The organism is Pseudomonas sp. NFACC56-3, assembly GCF_900100025.1.
Lineage (GTDB): Bacteria > Pseudomonadota > Gammaproteobacteria > Pseudomonadales > Pseudomonadaceae > Aquipseudomonas > Aquipseudomonas fluorescens_AA.
The window spans coordinates 437,160-455,378 of sequence record NZ_FMTK01000003.1; the positions used below are offsets into that span (position 1 = coordinate 437,160).

Below are 18,219 nucleotides of genomic sequence, written 5' to 3' on the forward strand. Positions count from 1 at the left end.
TCATATCGCAGTTCTGTATTCAATCGGAGTTACGATAATGACTAAGCTCACCGTTTCAGCCCCTACAGAACCATTAACATCCGTGGAGTTTCGCGGTGCCGTCGGCCAGTTTGCCACTGGCATCACGGTTGTTTCTACCTTAGATGCGGAAGGTAAACCCTACGGCATGACCGCTAGTTCCTTTTGCTCCCTCTCCTTAGACCCGCCCTTGATTCAGTGGAGTATTTCAACCAAATCCTTTTCCTTTCCAATATTCAATCAGGCTGCGCACTTTGCGGTGAATATCCTTGCCGCCGATCAGGAAGAGGTTTCCAGAAACTTCTGCAAACCCATCAATCGCTTTTCAACCGTGGCAATAGCTCAGGGGCTCCATGGGCTACCGCTGATTGAAGGCAGTCTTGCCTGGTTAGAATGCAAACTGGAAGAACGGCTGATAGGCGGGGACCATACGATCTTTATTGGGCGCGTGCTGCGCAGCAAGGTTTTTGACAAAACTCCATTGCTGCATTGGCGCGGAGGGTATGTACCGGTCGAACCTGACATGGTTGCCTAGCCTCATTATCTTATAGAGGTACTTAGAATGAATGAAGCTAAGGATCCAGCTCTGCGGCCAGAACAGATTGCAGTTCTTGCTGCGGAACTACGACGGGCTTATGACACTAAAGAGCCTATCGCAAATCTACGTGATCGAATGGGTTCAGACGGACTTGATGAGGCTTACGCTGTTCAGGAGTCCAACACGGCCTATTGGATCAATAACGGACGCCGACTTGTGGGTTGCAAGATCGGGCTTACGTCGCCAGCCGTACAGAAACAGTTGGGTGTGGATCAGCCCGACTTCGGCATGCTATTTGCGGACATGGCCGTAGGGGAGGGCGAACCAATCGCCGTTGGGCGAGTGTTGCAACCAAAAATTGAAGTCGAAGTTGCCTTGATCCTCGGTCGTAATCTGGATGTTGTGAATCCGACAATTTCCGACATCGTGGCAGCTACCGAATACGTGGTGCCTGCGCTAGAAATTGTTGGTAGCCGGATCTCCAAGTGGGACATCAAGATCGTCGATACCATTGCGGATAACGCTTCTTCAGGCCTTTTCGTACTGGGCGGTCCCTTTAGGCGACTGAGTGGCCTTGAACTGCGCAATTTCAACATGACGTTGCGGCGTAACGGTGAAGTGGTATCAAGCGGCACAGGTGCCGCTTGCCTGGGCCATCCTTTGAACGCCGCCGTGTGGCTGGCGGGTGAAGTGGCCCGTCGTGGTCGTCCACTGAAAGCGGGTGATGTGGTCCTGACCGGTGCCCTGGGTCCAATGGTGGAAGTCAATCCCGGTGACGTGTTCGATGCCGAGTTGGAAGGCTTTGGTACCGTTAACGCCGTGTTTGCAATAAAAACTCTGCAATAAGTAATAACCCAGGCAGCCATCATTGGTTCAGTTGACAAAGAGTTGTCGTACAGATGTAGCAAGTAAATGAAATTATGTTCTATTTCATAGATATAAAATTGGAAGGGGTTCAGTAAGTTAAATAGGTTGAAATTGCAATGCCGAAGTCTGTGCTTGTCAAATGGATCTCGTCTATTTGTTAAGTTAAGCTGCGGGCGCGTCGAAAAATATCCAACAATTATAAAAAAAGGATTCATTATGACGTTTCATAATCGCAATGCTTCGTCTCTACGGCTGCTGTTTTTATTAGGTATGCCAAGTTGCTTATGCGCCCAAGGATTTGTGGAGGACAGTAACGCTACATTGACCTTCAGAAACTATTATCTTGATCGAGATTATAAAGGCACTACTCCTCAGAACGCGGCGCGTGAGTGGGCGCAGGGGTTTGTTCTGAAAGCAAGCTCTGGCTTTACACCTGGCCCTGTAGGTTTTGGGTTGGATGCTCTAGGAATGCTAGGCGTCAAGCTTGACTCCTCACCAGATCGCGCTGGCACTGGTTTGCTTCCCTATAGCGCTCAGTCTCACCGCGCCGCAGACGATTATTCCGAATTGGGTTTGACCGCCAAGGCAAAGATATCCAAAAGCGAACTTCAGTTTGGTAATGTTTCAACGTTTTTGCCGATTGCATTTGCTAGCCCCAATCGCTTGCTGCCCCAAACGTTTCGTGGGATTTATCTTCGTTCTAGTGAAATAGATAGGCTCAACTTGCACGTAGGCTATCTCGATCGAATTAATTTGCGCGACTCAACAGATTATCAACCTATGCATGTGTCCTCGCTTAATCAACGCTTTAACTCCAGGGCGGAATCGAAAAAATTTGTGTTTGCGGGCGGCGACTATCAATGGACTCCTGCGCTGAAGTTAAAGTATTTTCACGCACGCTTGGACGATATATATGAGAAGGACTATGTAGGTCTCGATCATGTATTGTTCGTGGGCGCCGGAAGTTTGAAAACGGATTTCCGATTTTTCCGTACCGGCGAGGACGGTATTGCTAAAGCAGGACCGGTGGACAATCGAAATAGCGCTGTCATGTTCACCTATACCCAAGGTGCTCAGTCATTCGGTGCAGGCTATATGCGCCTTGATGGGAAAACGGCAATGCCGTATTTGGCTGGTACTGACCCGATCGTCATAACCGAAGGCCTATTGGGATCAGAATTTTTGAATCCCAAGGAGCGATCCTGGCACCTTCTTTATAGCTACGACTTCGTCGGCATGGGCATACCGGGTCTGAAAGGGACCGTGCGCTATGTCAAGGGCGATAACATTGAATTGCCGACTCTGGGCGGGAGTGGATTGACTGAAGAAGAGTTTTACACGGAGCTCTCCTATGCGCTTCAAGCTCCGTTCAAGGGAGTGGGGATACGACTACGAAACTCTCGCTACCACAACGATTTTTCTAGTGCCGCTAGCCTGCGCGACGCCAATGAAACCCGGGTGCAAATCGAATACACGGTGAAGCTATGGTAACGCCTGCGTTTGATTCGCACATCGCCGTACAGCTTCTCTGAAAGCACATAACAAGAATCGGTTCGCACGGGAGAACACTATGGAAAATTCATTCGATTCAAACGCACAGGCGACTCTGAAACGGAAACAGGTTTACCAGAAAATCTGGTGGCGCATCATCCCCCTGCTGTTTATTTGTTACAGCGTTGCGTTTATTGACCGTATCAATATCGGCTTTACCAAACTGCAAATGAGCGAAGCGCTTGGCATTGACGCAACCTGGTTCGGCGTCGCCGCCGGCGCATTTTTCCTGACTTATTCCCTTTGTGAAGTTCCAAGCAATTTACTAATGGCGAAGTGGGGGGCTCGTCGAACTTTTTTTCGGATCATGATGTTATGGGGGCTCGCCGCAGCGGCAACTGCGTTCGTCACCAATGTCAACCAGCTGATTACTTTACGCCTGCTACTGGGTGCGTTCGAGGCCGGTTTTTTGCCCGGTATCATTCTATACCTGACGTTTTGGTTCCCTTCTAGCATGCGCGCTCGGGTTACCGCGGTCGTCTTTGTAGCAAATGGTGTGGCTGGTTCCGTAGCCTCACCTTTGACCGGTTGGATTTTGACAGGGATGGATGGGGTTCTTGGGTTCGCGGGCTGGCAGTGGGTGTTTGTCGTCGAGGGGCTCCCCGCATGCGGGTTGGGGGTGTTGTGCTTTTTCTTGCTGCGAGACCGCCCGGACGATGCACGATGGTTGACTGCCGAAGAAAAAGCGATCGTCAAGTCAGACCTGGCTCGCGAGGCAGTTCAAGACCACTCAACGGGCGCGTTGAAGCAGGTTCTGTCTAATCCCGTCAATTACTTGATCGGGTATCTGTTTTTCACCGCGGGCTGCAGCAATTACCTGCTCTTTATCTGGTTGCCCACAATTGTCCAGGAATCGGGCGTGGCATCAATGGTGGATGTTGGATTGCTAAGCGGTCTTGCGCTTATGTTCTGTTTCATCGGTGCGATTGCCATGAGTTGGAGTTCAGATGTGCTCCAGGAAAGACGTTGGCACTTAACCCTATGCTTCTGTTTGATCACGGTTGGTCTGTTGGCAAGCACTATGACCCACTCCTTGTCATGGCGGCTGATGTGGTTTGGGGCCGCAAGTTTTGGCACTGGCGCCAGTGCGCCTCTCATTCTGGCAATCCCTCCCGGCTATCTCAGCAAAAAGGCTGCTCCGGTGGGCATTGCGTTCATCAGCACCCTGGCCAACATCGGCGGTTTCACCAGCCAGCCGCTCTTGGGGTACATCAAAACAACTGCGGGTAGCTTGACGATTGGCGTGCTGGGGATCGCCGCTCTCGGTGCGGTAGGAGTGCTCTGCATCGCTTTTGCAGTTCCGGCTAAAGCCATGCGAGTTGAGCGTGGGGCGCAGCTTGTCGAACCTGTTTGATGACAGGTTGGGCGGGACTGGCTGGTTTCGAGTCGTTGCGTGACCACAATGTCTCACCACGAAGCGATCAGCAAAATCTGGAGGTTGCGATGAATAAGGTTGAAGTCATTGAGAATGTTACCGTTCAAGTGGACACAGCCTCAATGGCAGAAAATGCTTCTACAGCAGCAGGTGTGCTGGCCGCCGCATTGCGCCGGCACGACGTCACCCACGTCTTCGGACAGAGCATACCGGCCGCTTTTTTTGTGCTTGCGCACAAGTACGGAATTAAGCAGGTAGGTTACCGAACCGAGAACGCCGGTGGAGCCATGGCTGATGCCTATGCGCGAATTTCTGGCAAGGTCGGGGTGGTGGCCGCGCAGAATGGTCCAGCGGCGACATTGCTTGTCGCGCCACTGGCAGAGGCGCTAAAGGCTTCGGTGCCACTGCTGGTGATCGTTCAGGACGTTCCGATGGCAATGACGGATCGCAATGCATTCCAGGAGTTCGATCACCTGTCACTATTTCAGCCCTGTGCGAAATGGGTCCGCCGAGTAACTGAGGTTAGTAGACTGGATGATTACATTGATCAAGCGTTTACCGCTGCTACTAGCGGTCGTCCCGGTCCGGCTGTGTTGATCCTGCCAATGGATCTGCTTCTCGAACCGGCGGCGTCAGCGCCGGATCGCAATGCAAATCTCGGCCGTTTTCCACTGGATCGCTATGCGCCTTCAAGTGAGTCGATTCAGGCGGTCGCCAAACTCCTGTTTAAAGCTAAACGGCCAGTTATCGTGGCTGGCGGAGGGGTTCACCTATCCCAAGCTTGTGCTGTGGTGTCGGAGTTGAGCGAATTGATGGCCATCCCAGTAGCCACGACTAATATGGGCAAAGGAGCTATTGATGAAACCGGACCGTTTTCCCTAGGTGTCTTTGGCAATTGCATGGGGCCAGGGACACCAGGTGAGCATTTGGGGCATTTTTTAAGTGAGGCCGATCTTGTTCTGCTGGTAGGTACTCGAACAAACCAAAACGGCACCGACTCATGGAAGGTGGTACCTACGAGCGCGAACATCATTCACGTCGATATCGACCCAATGGAAATTGGCCGTAATTACGAGGCCATACGATTGTTGGGCGATGCCAGGCTCACGCTGCAAGCGCTTATCACTGAACTCCAGCTTCATGGCTTCCGTGCTTCAATCGAGCGTCGCAGTGAGATCACCACGCTGATCAAAGATGCACGCTTCAAAATCAACAAGACACGTAATCAGATTGGCATCGGCAGCCATAACGCTGTGCGTCCAGAAGCATTGATGGCCGAACTGGACAAAATACTTCGTCCTGAAGATGTCGTTGTCGCTGATGCGAGTTATTCCACTAACTGGGTAACCAGTTTTCTGACCGCCCGCAAAGCCGGATCCAGGTTCCTCGCACCTCGAGGATTGGCGGGACTCGGCTGGGGCTATCCCATGGCGCTTGGGGCGAGGGTTGCCTCACCCACGGCGAGGGTCTTCGCGATAGAAGGCGATGGCGGGTTCGGCCACTGCTGGTCGGAGCTTGAGACGGCTCGACGCATGAACCTTCCTGTGGTCTTGATCGTGCTGAACAATGGCATTCTGGGCTATCAGATGCATGCAGAGCATGTGCATTACGGTGTCCATAGCAATGCGTGCCGTTTCGTTTCCGTAGACCACGCTGCTATCGCTCGAGCCGTCGGATGCTGGGGATTGCGTGTGGAAGAACCTGGGCAGATAGCGGAGGCATTGCGGCGAGCACTGGCGGCGAATGCCCCCGCAGTACTTGACGTGCTGGTCGATCCAAACGCTTTTCCACCTCTATCGCTGTTTGGCACAGATATTAATCCCGCTGGCGACTCATTCGCCGAGGTCGGGCTCTCATGACCGCTCAACACCGCAAAGTTTGCTGGGTCACCGGAGCTTCCAGTGGCATTGGACTGGCAGTGGCCGAGGCATTGGTGCGTGATGGGCACTTCGTTATCGTCTCCGCGCGAGGAGAGCAGGGACTAGCCGATGCGCTCGAATATCTCCATAAAGTGGGACCCAGCGCAGTTGCCGTTGCTGTCGATGTCACTTCCTCACAACAAGTTGAAAATGCCGTTTCCCATATTGAAGAACAGTACGGAAAGATCAACGTACTGGTAGCCAATGCCGGTATGAATGTCGGGGCACGGGGGTGGGAGGAGTTGTCGGTCGCTGATTTTGATCGGGTTACTCAGATCAACTTGAACGGGGTGTATTACACCATTAGCGCGGTATTACCTACGATGCGTGCCCAGCAGGATGGGCTTGTAGTGAATATCAGTTCGTGGGCTGGGCGCTACGTTTCTGCCAAGCCAGGGCCGGCCTACTCGGCTGCGAAAGCTGCTGTGGTTGCGCTGACAACCAGCCTCAATGCCTCTGAATTCCACAATGGGATTCGTGCCTGCGCCATATGCCCGGCTGAGGTCGCGACGCCTGCGATGATGCGGCGTAAGGTTGCGCCGTCAGCGGCGGCGCTGAAGAAAATGCTTCGCCCTCAGGATATCGCTGCTGCCGTACGGTTCGTAGTGAATATGCCTAGCCACGTCTGCGTTAACGAATTGCTTATTTCCCCGGTTTGGAATGGTGCTTACGGAGCTGCTCAATTGTGAGTTTACAGCAGAGTGTCAGGTGTTAACCGATTTGCTGAACTTGAAAAATCTGAATTATTACGTGGCCGAAGAGGGGCTGCCAGACCAATGGTAGAAGAACAAGATTTGACTCCAGGGTTTCTTGGTCGCTGCTGATCTTTATGTTCATTGTGCATCGTATTTAAATTAGTGGAGGTTTCATGCTCACGATTCTTGGCCATAATTATATTGGAGCCAGCAGAAGCGGTGTTGGAGTAATCAAGCTGCAAAGTCTGGATGCCACAACGGGTGAGGTATTGCCTTTTATGTTTAGCCAGGCAACTCCAGAGGAAGTCGATGAAGCGGCGAGGTCAGCAGAAAATGCTTATCCGGTTTATCGTAATCTCTCTGCCGTTAGGCGTGCGCAATTTCTGGATGCTATTGCCGAAGAACTCGATACCCTTGACGATACATTCATCTCCCTAGTCTGCCGTGAAACGGCATTACCTGCCGCTCGCATTCAGGGAGAGCGTAGACGTACCAGCGGGCAAATGCGGCTGTTTGCCAATCTGTTGCGGCGTGGTGATTTCTACGATGCCCGACTCGATCGCGCCTTGCCCGACCGCCAACCGCAGCCTCGACCAGATCTGCGTCAATGTCGGATGGGGCTAGGACCAGTTGCGGTATTTGGAGCCAGTAATTTCCCCTTAGCCTTTTCAACGGCAGGCGGAGATACAGCGGCAGCATTGGCGGCAGGATGCCCTGTAGTCGTCAAAGCCCACAGCGGACACATGGCAACGGCTGATCAGGTTGCGGGTGCGATCATTCGCGCAGCCGAACGCACTCACATGCCAACAGGTGTGTTCAATATGATCTTTGGCAGTGGTGTCGGAGAATTGCTTGTCAAACATCCGGCAATTCAGGCGGTAGGCTTTACTGGATCGCTCAAAGGCGGGCGGGCGCTGTGCGATATGGCGGCTGCACGGAAGCAGCCGATCCCGGTGTTTGCGGAGATGTCGAGTATCAATCCTGTTCTGGTTCTTCCTGAAGCTCTGAAAGTGAGAGGTGACACGATTGCTGCTGAGTTGTGTGCCTCAGTGGCGATGGGATGTGGTCAGTTCTGTACCAAGCCCGGGCTGGTTATCGGTGTATCGTCGCAGGAGTTCGACAGCTTTCTCCGACAGTTGAGAACACTGATGGCAAGCCTGCCAGGTCAGACGATGCTCAGTAAAAGCACCCTGGCAAGCTATACGAGCGGTGTCTCGCGACTGCTTTCTCATCCGCGGATCGAGCAACTTGCTGCGGGCAGGCATGAAGGCAATCAAGCTCAACCGCAATTGCTTAAAGCCGATATTGGTTTGCTACTCAACGGCAACGAGCTATTGCAGGATGAAGTATTTGGCCCCGCTATAGTTGTGGTCGAAGCCGAAGATCACGAGCAACTGGTTACGGCCCTGCACAGCCTGCAAGGGCAACTTACTGCCACGTTGATCGCTGAACCTGAGGATCTAAACGATATTGACGGGCTCGTTTCTCTGCTCGAGCAAAAGGCCGGGCGGCTATTGTTTAATGACTATCCCACAGGCGTCGAGGTGTGTGACGCGATGGTTCATGGCGGACCTTACCCGGCGACCTCGGATGCCCGGAGTACATCCGTGGGTACGGCAGCCATCGAGCGTTTTCTTCGTCCCGTGTGCTACCAGAACTATCCCGATAAGCTGTTGCCGGATGCTTTGAAAGATGCCAATCCGCTTGGTATTTCCAGACGGATTAGTGGTGTGTCCATTCAGGAAACTCGATCGCTGATAGTCTCATGACTGTTCACCAGACGAACACATCGTAGATTGGAGTTGCCACGTTTTTTTTCTATGATATTTATATATGACCCTCTAACAACCTGATGTGTTTATTGGTTCAGTTATAGTTTTATTTAATGTGAACCTTGTTTTGCCTAAACTTTTTGGAGCGCTAAATGCAAAACTATTCAGACTCAGAGCTTGAAGCACGTGCAAAGTATATGGATGAACTCATTCGCCGTTATTTCGACGGATGCAACGAGGCGGACGTCGATAAAATGACGGCTTGTTTCGCTCCCGACGCGGTTCACTATTTTCCTCCTGGAATGTATCAGGGACCTTTCCGGGGGGCGCAAGCAATCGCAGCTCGCTGGAAGAAGATGGTAGAGGAAATTGGTTCCTATTGGACAGTGGATACGCTGCTTATTGAACCGTTGACTTGGAAAGCCGTCATGGAGTGGACGCATTTTAAAACAAATCAGGGAACAATCCTGCGAGGGATAGAGGTATATGAGTTTGATAAGCAGACTCAACTCATTACCGAAATTCGTGCCTATTATGCGTCCCCTCAAACTCCGGAACTTCCACGTCAGGAGTTGGGCGGATTTGACTACAGTGGGCGAGGGTACCCTCTGGAAATACCCTTTGGTGTTCGATGATGACCGTGCTTGACAGTGCGCAGGAGTTCTAATGTTTATCATTCCAAAAGAGATGTCCGTCGTCGAGATCAAGGCCCCGGGCGGACCAGAGCAACTTTGTCTTGCCAAGAGATCTGTTCCGGTTCCAGACGGCGATAATGTACTTATCAAGGTTGCAGCTGCGGGCGTCAATCGCCCTGATGTCATGCAGCGGCTGGGTCGGTATCCGGCCCCAGCAGGAGCCTCAGATCTACCAGGGCTTGAAGTAGCAGGTGAAATTGTAGCGTTGGGCCCAGAGGTTTCGGATCTTGCGGTGGGCGACCGAGTGACTGCATTGCTCGCTGGCGGTGGCTACGCTAGTTATGCGATTGCGGCGGCACCGCTTTGTCTGCCAGTCCCGGAAGGGTTTTCAATGGTAGAAGCTGCAGCCCTGCCAGAAAATTTTTTTACGGTATGGAATAATCTTTTCGAGCGTGCGGGGCTCAAGTTTGGCGAAAGCGTGCTTATTCATGGTGGCAGTAGCGGCATCGGTACGACGGCCATTCAACTGGCCGCAGCGTTTGGTGCTCAAGTATTCGCCACCGCCGGCTCGCCCGAAAAAGTCGCGGCTTGCCTCGCGCTCGGCGCGACACGAGGTATTGATTACCGGGCAGAGGACTTCGTTTCAGTTATCAAGAACGAGACGTCCAATCGTGGCGTCGACGTTATTCTAGACATTATTGCTGGCGACTATTTCCAACGAAATCTGGAAGCGGCCGCATTGGACGGGCGACTCGCTGTCATTGGCGTGCTGGGTGGCCCCAAGGTGAATATAGACGTAGGGCTTATTTTGCGTAAGCGCCTTACCGTCATGGGTTCAACACTGCGAGCTCGGAGCGTTGCACAAAAGGGTGCGATAGCTACTGCGTTGCTGGCGAACGTCTGGCCATTACTCGCTTCAGGGCGCATACGTCCCCTCGTACATGCAACATTTCCCTTGGCCGAAGCATCGCAAGCACACCGTCTCATGGAGGCGTCGACTCATATCGGAAAAATTGTTCTTACCTGTGAATAACGAGTTCTTATAGTTTGGATTTGACGGGCAGACAATTTTGAATTTTGGCAATAATAGGCCGTTCCAAAGGTGCCGCCGCGTATAGTTTCGTCTTGCAGTCGCCATCTCTTTTGCCTATTCGTTGGATGAATATCAGGGCGTTGCAGTGCTGACCCCGCATGCACTAGCGAGGATAAGTTTGTAAGGAACTGATCGGCTGGGAAGACTCGAAGAATGGCTACTGGTATTCACTGCCATATATAGGTGACAAAATGAGCGCGAATATTCACATGCAGCATGCAACCATCGCGGATCGGGTGGTGAGCGACACTAGTCCTTACCCGGAAGTTCGGGCGCTGGAGCGTGGGCTAGCACTGATTGATGCGTTAGGCGAGTACGGTTGGCTCGGTCCGACCGAGCTTGCGAAATACACAGGGGTTGATCGCGCCACGATCTACCGATTGTTGTCGACATTGGTTCGAACTGGATTTGTCGTACATCGGCCTCAGGATTCAAAGTACTTTCTGGCGTCGAAGTTTCGTCAACTGAGCATGGGCATTCGAGAGCAGGATAGTCGCGTCCTGGCAGTGGCTGCTCCACTGCGTGAGCTTGTTGAGGACATTAGATGGCCAAGCGACTTCGCAGTGCTTATGGCTGGACGCCTCGTGATCGTGGACTCAAGCCATACCCTCACGACAATGAGTTGCTACCGCTCTGTAGTTGGGCATAGCAGGCCAATATTGCGCTCTGCCTTGGGTCGAGCGATGCTTTCTGCTATGTCAGATGAGGAACGGGCCGAAGCAATCGAGACAATTTTGCTTGCTGGAGGCGCTGATGCGAACGAGATCGGAGTCCGCGCTCAGGTGGATGCAATTGTTGAGAGTACCCGTCGCCGTGGGTTTGCTGTATCCGAAGGAGCGATAGCGGACAACATCAGTGCGATTGCGTTACCTGTGATAGTTAAGGGGCGAGTTGTCGGTGCGATCAACGTTATCTTCTTTCGCTCGTCTTTTAATATTGAAAAAATCGGACGTTATATTGAATCGCTGCGCAAATGCGTGTCTCAGGTAGAGAGTGCATTCACATTAATAGGCTGAGTCGTTAATGTGATTGGTTTTTTGCCGACTGTAAAATTTCTTGGGGCTGCTGTCGTACAACCAGTCACTTTGCACTCACAATCTTGATGTTAGTAGAGATTGTGAGTGGAGTTACACTTAATTCAAGGAGCTCAACCCATGCCTGTAGCACTTGTCTGCGCCTCTCATACTCCCATGCTGTTTGAGGAGGATTATGCCAGCTCTGCTATCTGTCGAGATGTACGTCGGTCATTCGACCGGCTCGCGCAGTTTGTGACCGATTTTGCACCAGAGCAAATCATCCAGTTTTCGCCGGATCATTTTCACGGATTCCATTACGACAATATGCCGAGCTTTTGTATCGGAACCGCTGCTACGTCATATGGTGATTGGAATACGTCAAAAGGTACGTTGAATGTCGACGAGCCTTTTGCCCTTGAGCTGCTCGATGCCGTCCGTGATGCAGATGTGGACGTGTCGGTCTCATTTGACATGTCCGTCGACCACGGTTTCGTTCAGATGTGGGAGGCGATGGCTGGCCGATTTGACTCGTTTCCGATCATTCCCATTTTCATCAATGCCATTGCCCATCCGATACCGAAATATCGCCGTGCGCGTCTGTTGGGGGAAGCGGTAGGTCGTTTCGCATTACAGTCGGGAAAGCGCATTCTTTTTGCTGCGTCAGGTGGTCTCAGCCATGACCCAGTAGTTCCAATGATCCAAACCGCCACTGCGGAGGTGCGCGATCGTCTGATCGGTCGTGTGCAGTTCGGTCCTGAACAGCAAGCAATGCGTGAGGCGCTGGTCCGTGAATCTGCGGGCCTCGCGATGACAGGGGGAGGGCCGTCGCGGCCACTGAACCCAGAATGGGATCGCGACTTCCTCAAAAAGCTAGGCTCCGCGGACTGGGATGCCATCGATGCGTTTACGGCGCAAAACGTGGACGCAGTTGCGGGTGCTGGCGCAAACGAAGTTTTATGCTGGGTCGCGGCGACTGCTGCATTGGCCGTCGCCGGACCCTTTGAGGTTGTTCAGGAAGATTACCTTGATATTCCCGGATGGATCGCGGGGATGGCCCATTTTTCAGCCCGACAGGCATGAATAAGCTTGGAGTGTTTATCGGGCGGTGCTCAGTGTCTTGGTCATCGCTGGTGTCGGTAAGGCAGCGGTGGAGTTCAGTGCCGAATGTTCGGTGATTTGCGTACAGATGAGGCATCAACAATGAACAAACTCAAAGTCGCCGTCGTTGGATCCGGCAATATCGGCTCCGATCTGATGATCAAGATTCTACGCAACGCCAAACATCTAGAAATGGCGGTTATGGTCGGCGTCGACCCGGCTTCCGACGGCTTGGCCCGCGCTCAGCGCATGGGCGTGGCCGTGACCCATGAGGGCGTTGAAGGCCTGTCCCGTATGGACGTGTTCAAGGACATCGACTTAGTCTTCGATGCCACCTCGGCCGGAGCCCACGTGAAGAACGATGCGTTCCTACGTGCGATCAAGTCGGGCATTCGTTTGGTCGACCTGACCCCGGCGGCCATCGGCCCTTACTGTGTGCCGGTGGTGAATTTGGAGAAGAATCTGGATCAATTCAACGTCAACATGGTCACTTGCGGCGGCCAGGCGACCATCCCCATAGTCGCGGCGGTATCGCGGGTGGTCAAGGTGCATTACGCCGAAATCGTCGCCTCGATTGCCAGCAAGTCTGCCGGTCCCGGTACTCGGGCCAACATCGACGAATTCACTGAAACCACCTCCAAGGCCATCGAAGTGATCGGCGGTGCGGCTAAGGGCAAGGCGATCATTGTGATGAACCCGGCGGAGCCACCGCTGATGATGCGCGACACGGTGTTTGTGTTGTCCGAGGCTGCCGATCAGGCTGAGATCGAGGCGTCCATCGTGGAAATGGCGGCGTCCGTGCAGGCCTATGTGCCGGGGTATCGCCTGAAGCAGGAAGTGCAGTTTGACGTCATCCCCGAGGACGCTCCGCTGAACATACCTGGCCTGGGCAAGTTCTCCGGCCTCAAGACTTCGGTATTCCTTGAAGTCGAAGGCGCCGCCCATTACCTGCCGGCCTATGCCGGAAATCTAGACATCATGACTTCCGCTGCCTTGGCCACCGCCGAGCGCATGGCGCAGTCGATGCTGAACGTCCGAGGTCCCCAACATGAATGTTAACCCCGGCAAAAAACTCTTCATCTCTGACGTGACCCTGCGCGACGGCAGCCACGCGATTCGCCACCAGTATTCGATCCAGAATGTACAGGACATTGCCCGCGCCCTGGACAAGGCCAAAGTCGATTCCATCGAAGTCGCACATGGCGATGGTCTGCAGGGTTCAAGCTTCAACTATGGCTTTGCAGCGCACACCGATCTGGAATGGATCGAAGCGGCGGCGGACGTAATCAGCCACGCCAAAATCACCACATTGCTGCTTCCCGGCATCGGCACGGTAAATGACCTCAAGGCAGCCTACAACGCCGGGGCTCGGGTGGTGCGCATCGCCACCCATTGCACCGAAGCGGATGTCTCGAAACAGCACATCGAGTATGCCCGCGAACTGGGCATGGACACTGTCGGTTTTCTGATGATGAGCCACATGATCCCGGCCGAGCAGTTGGCGGCGCAAGCCAAGCTGATGGAGAGCTACGGTGCGACCTGCGTATACATGGCTGACTCCGGTGGCGCGATGAACATGCAGGACATCCGCGATCGCTTTCGCGCCTTCAAGGCCGTGCTTAAACCGGGAACCGAAACCGGCATGCACGCCCACCACAACCTGTCGCTCGGCGTGGCGAACTCGATAACCGCCGTCGAGGAAGGTTGCGACCGCATCGACGCCAGCCTCGCCGGCATGGGGGCGGGGGCCGGTAACGCGCCAATGGAAGTGTTCATTGCCGCTGCTGAACGCTTGGGCTGGAATCACGGTACCGACCTGTACATGCTGATGGACGCCGCCGATGACATCGTTCGTCCTTTACAGGACCGTCCGGTTCGTGTTGACCGCGAAACATTGGCGCTGGGTTATGCCGGCGTCTACTCCAGCTTTCTGCGTCACGCCGAAATTGCCGCTGCCAAGTACGGCCTCAAAACCCTCGACATCCTCGTTGAGTTGGGCAAGCGTCGGATGGTCGGTGGTCAAGAAGACATGATCGTAGACGTGGCGCTGGATCTTCTTAAAGGCTGATCAGGTGGCTAGTTCACCGCGTCCACTTGGAATGACCATGGCCAAAAAAAACGCTTACAGTGCATGATGCGGTGGTTCAGCACGGCGCGCGACTCGTGTGGCGTAACTCAGTTGCGCTCCGGCGCCGGTATGATTCATATTGCTGAGAAGTGATGCCTTAGAGAATGAAAACGCCGCGCTCGGCTTGGGTGCCGTCAGAGCGCCTGAGTCCTTCCCATAACAATAAGTCAGAGGGGAGCTACGATGGATTTCCGCTTGCTGGAATATTTCCTGCGTGTCGCTGAGCTCGGTAGCATCAATAAGGCTGCCGCAGATCTATTATTATCACAGCCCGCGCTTTCACGGCACATTGCCTCGCTCGAGCATGAAATGGGGGCGCAACTCTTCACCCGTACCCAGGGCGGAGTTCAACTTACCGAGCCAGGAAGGCTTCTATCGGATCGCGCCCGCCCCTTAATGCGGCAGTTCTACTCCTTGAAAGAGGCAGTCGGTGAGGCAGCGGCGGGCCAGTTGGCGATCGGCATACCCCCCTCCTGGCAGTTCGTCTTCACGACACCTTTTGTCGAGCAACTGGTGCGCACACATCCTGGAGTTAAATTGAGGGTGTATGAAGGAGTCAGCAACGTATTGCGGGAATATATGTGTGCTGGCGCACTGGATCTGTGCATCACTTCATTCAATGCATCGGTTCCTGCCGGCTTTACGCAGACTGGGTTGGTACGCGAGCCCTTGGTGCTGGTGGGACGAAAGGAGCAAGGGTTATGTGCGCAGCAACCTGTTTCCATTTTGGATCTCAATGGTCTGGATCTGGTGTTGCCCAGCCGCCCTAACATCATCCGCACTCAAATTGAGCAGCGGCTGTTGCATCTGGAGTTGGTCTTCAAACAAGTCGTCGAAGCCGACACGATGCCGCTCTGCTTGAGTCTTATTCGCAAAGGCGTAGGCAATACGGTAGTTCCCGCTGCCGTGCTCAGCGCCTTGAGTTGGGACACGTCCATCAGTTGGGCACCGGTTAAGGGTCTTGATATTACCTGGGCGCTCTATGAAAACGACGCTCGTATGCATTCACCGGCTGTACGTGAAGGCCGAAGATTGGTGTTTGCGACGCTTAACGAATCACTCTCCGGCACGGCTTGGTTCGGCGCCGAGTGCGTCGGCAAGACGGTAGCCACTCCGAAAAAGCCCATAGCGAAGGTCCGGACCAGGCCGGCCTAGCCCGCTTAAGAATCTATAAAATCATATTCTGCTCTAGAGGGCAGGGCTACCCTAAAAACGAATAACCCCTATAACGGCGGAGCATTATTCGGCTGGTTCATTGCTGTTTACGATCTCCAAGATCAACGTCGAAAAATCACTGCCTGAGCCGGTCACGGCTTTTGACTTAAAAAAAAATAAGATGGTGGAGAATGCAATGAGCTACTGGATCAAGAACGCATGGTACGTCGCAATGGGTGCTGTCGACCTTGCACCCGGCCAGATGGTTTCGAAGATGATTTTGGGTGAACCGGTACTGTTTATCAGGGAGTCGACCGGCCAAGTGCACGGGCTTCAGGACCGCTGTCCTCATCGAGGAGCGCCATTGAGTCTGGGCAAAGTCATTGAGGATCTGCGGGTGCAATGCGGTTATCACGGTCTTGAATTTAATATGAAGGGGCAGTGCGTACGTAATCCGCACGGAGCTGGGCAAATTCCTTCCGGTTGTCAAATCAAGACCTACGCAGTTCTGGAACGCTATGGGATGGTCTGGGTTTGGCCAGGGGAAGGCGCGCCGGACCTGGAAAAGATGCCTCGCTTCGATATGCTTGAACCAGTGGATCTCTCAACCCGAAGCCGCGTCGACCATGTTCGAATGCCGGTTCCTTATGAGTTTATCGTCGATAATCTGATGGACCTAAGCCACGTTTCGTTCCTGCATGATGGAATTCTGGGCAATGCGCACACCATTGCCGCCGACACTCACGTCATCCAAGAGGGTGATGCTATTACGGTGGAGCGCTTCATGCAGCGTGTCCCGCCGCCTGAATACCATGACCTGACCTTCCTTCAGGACGGTAAACCTGTCGATCTCTGGCACAACATCCGCTGGGAAGCCCCGTGCAATCTGCTGCTCGATGTGGGAGCGACCCGCCCCGGGAGCCCGCGAAGCGAAGGCAGTGGCAGCTATGCAGGTCATTTTCTAACGCCTGAGACGGAGAATTCGACGCTATACCACTTCATTGCCGTGCGACTGACACCGATCAGGGGGACTCGAGAGAGTGAAGCACAGGTCAGCGCTCGTCTTGCCGAGCTTCGTCAACTGGCGTTCGCCGGGCAGGACGAGCCCATGATTCGCGCCCAGTATGAGAATGTTCGGCGAACAGGTGGCGACATGCAGCCCAAGCTCCTGTCGATCGACGCCGGTGCCGTACGCTGGCGCCGAGTGATGGATCGCCTGATTAAGGACGAGCAAACACAAGGTATGCAACAGTCTTCCTCCGAGATCAGGCTTACGGTGCGGTGATATATCTCTGCGTCCATCGGTTGTAAGTACTTCAAGCCATTCCCTGAGTATTTGCATTACGTCCGGCTGCTCACCTCAAGACTATAGAACCAGGAAACTCACCTGGAACATGCTTTTGTTTGAAAAATAGCTACTGCCGAAGTGCCGTTCTCATTCTTGAGTATTCGCATTCTATCCGCCATTCAATTAATTATGATGGAGCTAAAACATGAATGAAAATCGTGGCGTTGTTTACTTGGGATCAGGCAAGGTCGAGGTGCAGAAAATCGACTATCCCAAAATGCAGGATCCGCGCGGTCGCAAGATTGAGCATGGCGTCATCCTGCGGGTGGTCTCTACCAACATCTGCGGCTCCGACCAGCACATGGTCCGCGGTCGTACCACGGCTCAGACCGGTCTGGTCCTGGGTCACGAGATCACCGGTGAAGTGATCGAAAAGGGCAGCGACGTCGAGAACCTGAAAATCGGTGACCTGGTGTCGGTGCCGTTCAACGTGGCTTGCGGGCGCTGCCGTTCCTGCAAGGAGCAACACACGGGCGTCTGCCTGAGCGTCAACCCGGCCCGTGCCGGCGGTGCCTACGGTTATGTGGACATGGGCGACTGGACCGGCGGCCAAGCCGAATACGTGCTAGTGCCGTACGCCGATTTCAACCTGCTGAAACTGCCGGACCGCGACAAGGCCATGGAGAAGATCCGTGACCTGACCTGCCTGTCCGACATCCTGCCGACCGGCTACCACGGCGCCGTCACTGCTGGGGTTGGCCCTGGCAGCACCGTCTACATCGCGGGTGCCGGTCCGGTTGGCCTGGCGGCTGCCGCTTCCGCTCGCCTGTTGGGCGCGGCGGTGGTGATCATCGGCGACGTCAACCCGATCCGCCTGGCTCACGCCAAGGCCCAGGGTTTCGAAATCGCCGACCTGTCCACCGATACACCGTTGCACGAACAGATCGCTGCGCTGCTGGGCGAGCCTGAAGTCGACTGTGCTGTCGATGCAGTAGGCTTCGAAGCCCGCGGCCATGGCCATGACGGCGTCAAGCACGAAGCCCCGGCCACCGTGCTCAACTCGTTGATGGG

The 18,219-nt window shown here is 54.0% G+C and carries 16 protein-coding genes; all 16 read left to right on the forward strand.

Annotation, left to right across the window (positions count from 1 at the left end; all coding sequences use genetic code 11):
• Nucleotides 1-37: 37 nt before the first annotated feature.
• On the forward strand, nucleotides 38-553 hold the full coding sequence (locus BLO80_RS07280; protein ID WP_092327551.1) for a flavin reductase family protein: 516 nt from the start codon (nucleotides 38-40) through the stop codon (nucleotides 551-553).
• Nucleotides 554-580: 27 nt separating this feature from the next.
• On the forward strand, nucleotides 581-1,402 hold the full coding sequence (gene mhpD / locus BLO80_RS07285) for a 2-keto-4-pentenoate hydratase (RefSeq protein ID WP_092327552.1): 822 nt from the start codon (nucleotides 581-583) through the stop codon (nucleotides 1,400-1,402).
• 237 nt (nucleotides 1,403-1,639) lie between these two features.
• Nucleotides 1,640-2,914, forward strand: coding sequence for an OprD family porin (locus BLO80_RS07290; RefSeq protein ID WP_092327554.1), 1,275 nt, complete (start codon nucleotides 1,640-1,642; stop codon nucleotides 2,912-2,914).
• Between the two features lie 79 nt (nucleotides 2,915-2,993).
• The gene (locus BLO80_RS07295) at nucleotides 2,994-4,328 is read left to right on the forward strand and encodes an MFS transporter (RefSeq protein ID WP_092327555.1); all 1,335 of its coding nucleotides are present in this window, start codon (nucleotides 2,994-2,996) and stop codon (nucleotides 4,326-4,328) included.
• 89 nt (nucleotides 4,329-4,417) lie between these two features.
• The gene (locus BLO80_RS07300; protein ID WP_092327557.1) at nucleotides 4,418-6,208 is read left to right on the forward strand and encodes an acetolactate synthase catalytic subunit; all 1,791 of its coding nucleotides are present in this window, start codon (nucleotides 4,418-4,420) and stop codon (nucleotides 6,206-6,208) included.
• Entirely contained in the window at nucleotides 6,205-6,957 is a 753-nt protein-coding gene (locus BLO80_RS07305) for an SDR family oxidoreductase (protein ID WP_092327558.1), read from the forward strand. Before BLO80_RS07300 ends, BLO80_RS07305 begins: the two co-directional genes overlap by 4 nt.
• Nucleotides 6,958-7,136: 179 nt before the next feature.
• On the forward strand, nucleotides 7,137-8,732 hold the full coding sequence (locus BLO80_RS07310) for an aldehyde dehydrogenase (NADP(+)) (protein WP_092327560.1): 1,596 nt from the start codon (nucleotides 7,137-7,139) through the stop codon (nucleotides 8,730-8,732).
• 155 nt (nucleotides 8,733-8,887) lie between these two features.
• Nucleotides 8,888-9,370 carry a nuclear transport factor 2 family protein gene (locus BLO80_RS07315; protein ID WP_218189362.1) on the forward strand — a complete coding sequence of 161 codons (483 nt, stop codon included), beginning with the start codon at nucleotides 8,888-8,890 and terminating at the stop codon, nucleotides 9,368-9,370.
• Between the two features lie 52 nt (nucleotides 9,371-9,422).
• On the forward strand, nucleotides 9,423-10,403 hold the full coding sequence (locus BLO80_RS07320; RefSeq protein WP_218189364.1) for an NAD(P)H-quinone oxidoreductase: 981 nt from the start codon (nucleotides 9,423-9,425) through the stop codon (nucleotides 10,401-10,403).
• Between the two features lie 251 nt (nucleotides 10,404-10,654).
• Nucleotides 10,655-11,479 (forward strand): IclR family transcriptional regulator domain-containing protein, encoded by an 825-nt coding sequence (locus BLO80_RS07325; RefSeq protein ID WP_092327563.1) that lies wholly within the window; start codon nucleotides 10,655-10,657, stop codon nucleotides 11,477-11,479.
• Nucleotides 11,480-11,617: 138 nt separating this feature from the next.
• Nucleotides 11,618-12,559, forward strand: coding sequence for a 3-carboxyethylcatechol 2,3-dioxygenase (locus BLO80_RS07330; protein ID WP_092327565.1), 942 nt, complete (start codon nucleotides 11,618-11,620; stop codon nucleotides 12,557-12,559).
• 120 nt (nucleotides 12,560-12,679) lie between these two features.
• Complete coding sequence (locus BLO80_RS07335; protein WP_092327567.1) at nucleotides 12,680-13,636, forward strand: acetaldehyde dehydrogenase (acetylating); 957 nt, start codon at nucleotides 12,680-12,682, stop codon at nucleotides 13,634-13,636.
• Nucleotides 13,626-14,645 carry a 4-hydroxy-2-oxovalerate aldolase gene (gene dmpG, locus BLO80_RS07340; protein WP_092327568.1) on the forward strand — a complete coding sequence of 340 codons (1,020 nt, stop codon included), beginning with the start codon at nucleotides 13,626-13,628 and terminating at the stop codon, nucleotides 14,643-14,645. The genes BLO80_RS07335 and dmpG overlap by 11 nt, the downstream gene beginning before the upstream one ends.
• Before the next feature lie 243 nt (nucleotides 14,646-14,888).
• Nucleotides 14,889-15,860, forward strand: coding sequence for a LysR family transcriptional regulator (locus BLO80_RS07345; protein WP_092327570.1), 972 nt, complete (start codon nucleotides 14,889-14,891; stop codon nucleotides 15,858-15,860).
• A 100-nt stretch (nucleotides 15,861-15,960) separates the two neighbouring features.
• Complete coding sequence (locus BLO80_RS07350) at nucleotides 15,961-17,145, forward strand: aromatic ring-hydroxylating oxygenase subunit alpha (protein ID WP_092327571.1); 1,185 nt, start codon at nucleotides 15,961-15,963, stop codon at nucleotides 17,143-17,145.
• Nucleotides 17,146-17,353: 208 nt separating this feature from the next.
• The coding region (locus tag BLO80_RS07355; RefSeq protein ID WP_092340872.1) for an alcohol dehydrogenase catalytic domain-containing protein at nucleotides 17,354-18,219 on the forward strand (866 nt) is incomplete at its 3' end.

What these genes read in the sequence shown, in the direction of transcription:
- BLO80_RS07280 (WP_092327551.1), top strand. Translation starts at nt 38, where the DNA reads ATGACTAAGCTCACCGTTTCAGCCCCTACAGAACCATTAACATCCGTG.
- mhpD (WP_092327552.1), top strand. Translation starts at nt 581, where the DNA reads ATGAATGAAGCTAAGGATCCAGCTCTGCGGCCAGAACAGATTGCAGTT.
- BLO80_RS07290 (WP_092327554.1), top strand. Translation starts at nt 1,640, where the DNA reads ATGACGTTTCATAATCGCAATGCTTCGTCTCTACGGCTGCTGTTTTTA.
- BLO80_RS07295 (WP_092327555.1), top strand. Translation starts at nt 2,994, where the DNA reads ATGGAAAATTCATTCGATTCAAACGCACAGGCGACTCTGAAACGGAAA.
- BLO80_RS07300 (WP_092327557.1), top strand. Translation starts at nt 4,418, where the DNA reads ATGAATAAGGTTGAAGTCATTGAGAATGTTACCGTTCAAGTGGACACA.
- BLO80_RS07305 (WP_092327558.1), top strand. Translation starts at nt 6,205, where the DNA reads ATGACCGCTCAACACCGCAAAGTTTGCTGGGTCACCGGAGCTTCCAGT.
- BLO80_RS07310 (WP_092327560.1), top strand. Translation starts at nt 7,137, where the DNA reads ATGCTCACGATTCTTGGCCATAATTATATTGGAGCCAGCAGAAGCGGT.
- BLO80_RS07315 (WP_218189362.1), top strand. Translation starts at nt 8,888, where the DNA reads ATGCAAAACTATTCAGACTCAGAGCTTGAAGCACGTGCAAAGTATATG.
- BLO80_RS07320 (WP_218189364.1), top strand. Translation starts at nt 9,423, where the DNA reads ATGTCCGTCGTCGAGATCAAGGCCCCGGGCGGACCAGAGCAACTTTGT.
- BLO80_RS07325 (WP_092327563.1), top strand. Translation starts at nt 10,655, where the DNA reads ATGAGCGCGAATATTCACATGCAGCATGCAACCATCGCGGATCGGGTG.
- BLO80_RS07330 (WP_092327565.1), top strand. Translation starts at nt 11,618, where the DNA reads ATGCCTGTAGCACTTGTCTGCGCCTCTCATACTCCCATGCTGTTTGAG.
- BLO80_RS07335 (WP_092327567.1), top strand. Translation starts at nt 12,680, where the DNA reads ATGAACAAACTCAAAGTCGCCGTCGTTGGATCCGGCAATATCGGCTCC.
- dmpG (WP_092327568.1), top strand. Translation starts at nt 13,626, where the DNA reads ATGAATGTTAACCCCGGCAAAAAACTCTTCATCTCTGACGTGACCCTG.
- BLO80_RS07345 (WP_092327570.1), top strand. Translation starts at nt 14,889, where the DNA reads ATGGATTTCCGCTTGCTGGAATATTTCCTGCGTGTCGCTGAGCTCGGT.